The organism is Desertihabitans aurantiacus (assembly GCF_003344635.1).
GTDB lineage: Bacteria > Actinomycetota > Actinomycetes > Propionibacteriales > Propionibacteriaceae > Desertihabitans > Desertihabitans aurantiacus.
Genome location: NZ_QPKK01000354.1, coordinates 1 through 3,154, shown reverse-complemented (window position 1 = coordinate 3,154; position 3,154 = coordinate 1). Strand labels below are relative to the sequence as shown.

General features: G+C 75.3%; 2 protein-coding genes and 1 pseudogene. 1 reads left to right on the top strand and 2 read right to left on the bottom strand.

Translation table 11 applies throughout. The features are described from left to right. Positions 1–184 precede the first annotated feature (184 nt). The gene (locus DVA66_RS18765; RefSeq protein ID WP_114561387.1) at positions 185–2,131 is read right to left on the bottom strand and encodes a vWA domain-containing protein; all 1,947 of its coding nucleotides are present in this window, start codon (positions 2,129–2,131) and stop codon (positions 185–187) included. Positions 2,132–2,259: 128 nt separating this feature from the next. On the opposite strand from DVA66_RS18765, the gene DVA66_RS18760 reads away from it, so the two are divergent. After that, positions 2,260–2,751, top strand: coding sequence for a helix-turn-helix domain-containing protein (locus DVA66_RS18760; protein WP_114561386.1), 492 nt, complete (start codon positions 2,260–2,262; stop codon positions 2,749–2,751). A 19-nt stretch (positions 2,752–2,770) separates the two neighbouring features. Here DVA66_RS18760 and DVA66_RS18755 read toward each other — a convergent pair. After that, a pseudogene (locus DVA66_RS18755) lies at positions 2,771–3,154 on the bottom strand (hypothetical protein); the annotation flags it as partial.

The following is a 3,154-nucleotide window of genomic DNA, read 5'->3' as shown; positions in this document are numbered from 1 at the left end:
GGCCCGGACGAGTCGGTGGCCGTCCCGTCCGAGCGCCGGCCGGCGGCGGTCGGGCCGACCCGGGTCGTCAGCCGGGACGGTGGTAGTCGCGGGCTGCTGCTCCCGGTCGTGCTCGCCGGGCTCGGGGTCGTGCTGGTCGTCGCCGCCGTCCTCCTGCTCTGACCGCCGCGGCCGCGCCGGCACGTCAGCGGCGGAGCCGGACCACCAGCAGCACCACCGCCGCCACCAGCAGGGCCAGCCCGGCACCACCGAGGGCGAGCGCGAGGACCGGCGGACCGGCCGACGCCGGGTCGTCCTCCACGGGTGCGGCCGCCGGGGTCGAGGGCTCCCCGTCCGGCTCGCTGCTCGGCGCGGGCGACGGCGAGGCGTCAGCCCCCTCCCCGGCACCGGCCTGGTCGGGACGGTTGCCGGCCGTGATGGCGAAGTCGGCCGAGGGCGGGACCAGCCCGGCCCCCTCGGCGTAGGTCGGGGCACCCTCGCCGGCGGTGCCGTTGGTCTGCAGCGTGAGGGTGTAGGGCAGGTTGACCGCGACGTCCTCGCGGTCGCCGCGGAAGGAGACCTCGACGTAGCGCAGCCCCGGCAGGGCCGCCCCGGCCTCCTCCGCGCCGCCGCTGCGGTGGCGGAAGGCGGTGGTCAGGGTCTGCGCGCCGAGCCGCACCGGCTCACCGGCTCGCAGGTTGGGCAGCGCGGTCGTGGTCCAGTCACCGGGCTCCTCGGCGAAGAAGTCGACGTTGCCGCGGCCACGCATCGGGCTGATCACCCGGATCTCGACCTGCCAGGCGTCCTCGGGCCAGACGGCGTCCAGCTGGACCTGCAGGTCCTGACCCCAGTCGAGCGGGACGGCCAGCACCTGCGTCTCCTCGGTGTTGATGTCGAGGGCGTAGCTGCCGTCCTCCACCACCGGGGCGCTGGCCATACTGGTGCCGGGCACGACGCGGTCGACCGGGTCGTCGGCGGGTTCGAGCGTCGTCCACGCCGGGTCGTCCGGGCGCGGCGGCAGGTCGCGCTGGGACGGGTCGGCCAGCGGGGGCTCCTCGTAGACCACCAGCTGCAGCGGGCGGCCGGCGATGTCCTCGTCGGAGGACTCGAGCTGGACGTACACGGTGTCGGCCGTGTTGCAGCCGTCCTCCGGGTCGTCGGACCAGGTGGAGGCTGCCTGGTTCACCAGGGGCCGGCCCCAGGACAGCATCCGGTGGACCTGCACGCTCGCGCACGCCGCACCGGTCGGGTCGTCGAAGACCTTCAGGTAGACGTTGTTGTTGGAGCTGACGTACTGGAAGGCGGCGCCGACGTGGAGGGTGGAGCCGGGGACGGTGCGCGGCACCCGGTACCACAGCTCGCCGGTGCTGGGGATCGTGTCGAGGTAGATGCCGGAGCCGAGCTGCGGGCCCTGCTCCGGGCTGGCCGCGCCCTCGACCGGCTCCCCGGTGAGGTCGAACGGGCGGGAGGAGCGTTCGGAGACCCGGGTCAGGCTGTCGGTCAGGCTGTCGGCGTCGTCGGCGTCGTAGTAGGTGCCGTTGCCCTGCTCGGCGATGCACTGCAGCGACTTCCGCGCCTCGCCGGACACGTTGAGACCGACCACGTCGATCCGCAGGTCGATGCCGTCCTGGGACAGCTGCCCGGCCACCTCGCACGGGTCCGGCTCGCAGGTCGGCTCGCCGTCGGAGACCAGGATGATCGTGCGCTGGCCCTCCCCGCCCAGGTCCTTGCCGGCCTCCTGCAGGGCGAACCCGGTCGGGGTCTCGCCGTAGGGCTCGTAGGCCTCGACCGCCTCCCGGAGCTCGTCCCGGTTGCCGGTGCCGGGGGCGACCACCTGCTGGGAGTCGGTGCAGGCGCCCGGGTCGTCGGCGGAGAAGACCTCCGCGCCGAACACCCGCAGCCCGACCGGCTGGTCCTCCGGCAGCGCATCGGTGACGGCGCGGAGGCTCTCCCGGGCGGCCTCGATCTTGGTCGTCCCGCCGGCGGCCTCCTCCGCCATCGACCCGGAGGCGTCCAGGACCAGCATCATCCGGCCGCTCGAGGTCTGCTCGTCAGCGGCCGCCTGAGGGCCGACGGCCACGAGCGAGAGGAGCAGCGAGGCCGTGAGCACGGTGGCACCGGACCGCAGCAGATGTTTGCGAATGCAAATCATGGGTGGGAGGATGCCGGGAGCCGGGGCCGGGTGTCAACCCCGCCAGGGACCGGGTGCGGGTCGTCCCGCTCGCGGTTGTCCGGCCCGGCGGCACGCTGCCAGGATCCCCCAGAGAAGGGAGGTGGGGGATGAGCGACGAGGTGCGGGTGGCCCAGACGGCCCTGTACGGGGCACCGCTCAGTGAGGTGCTGCGACGGTGCGGGCAGGTCCTGGGTCTGAACCAGGCCGAGCTGGCCCGTGCGCTCGGCATCTCGGCGCCGATGCTGTCCCAGCTCATCAACGCCCACCGGGTGAAGATCGCCAACCCGCTGGCCGCCGCCCGGTTGCAGGCGATGAACGACGCGGTGGACGCCGTCGAGGCGGGGCGGATGGACGTCTCGGTGGCCCTGGCCGCGGTGGCGGCGGTGCAGGCCGGCGGTGAGCTGCTCAGCACCCGTCGGACCGGCTCCAGCGCCGCGCCGGCCGACCAGCTCGAGGCGGCGCTCCAGCGGGTGGCCACGTCGGAGGAGTACCTCTCCGCCGCCGAGGCGCTGGCGGAGACCCACCCGGGGGTGTCGGAGCTGCTCCGGCTGCTCGGGTCGGGGCGTGCCGGCCGGCTGCTGGGCGGCGAGGGCGGCTGAGCCGCCGGCCGGCGTGGGGTCAGGCGCGGTGGAGCAGGATGTCGCCCATCGCGCTGCGGGCATGCACCCGCAGCCACCGGTCGCCGGCCGCCGGCGGCTCGGTGGGCGGCAGCTCGACCCGCACCCGACCCAGCCCCGAGTGCAGGTCGACCAGGGTCGGGATCTCCTCGGCCACGCCGACGGTGATCGTCCCGACCGCGGTGCGCGCCTCCACCGAGGCGGTGGTGGCGCGGACGGTGAGCGAGCCGGCGGCGGTGTGGGCCTGCAGCGGCGCCTCCAGCCGGTCGACCTCGACGTCGCCGGCCCCGGTGCGGGCGCTGAGCGAGCCGGTCACCCGGCCGAGGCGGACGGCGCCGGCCCCGGTGGTGATGCGGCCCGGCCCGGTGAGCTCCTCGACGTCGAC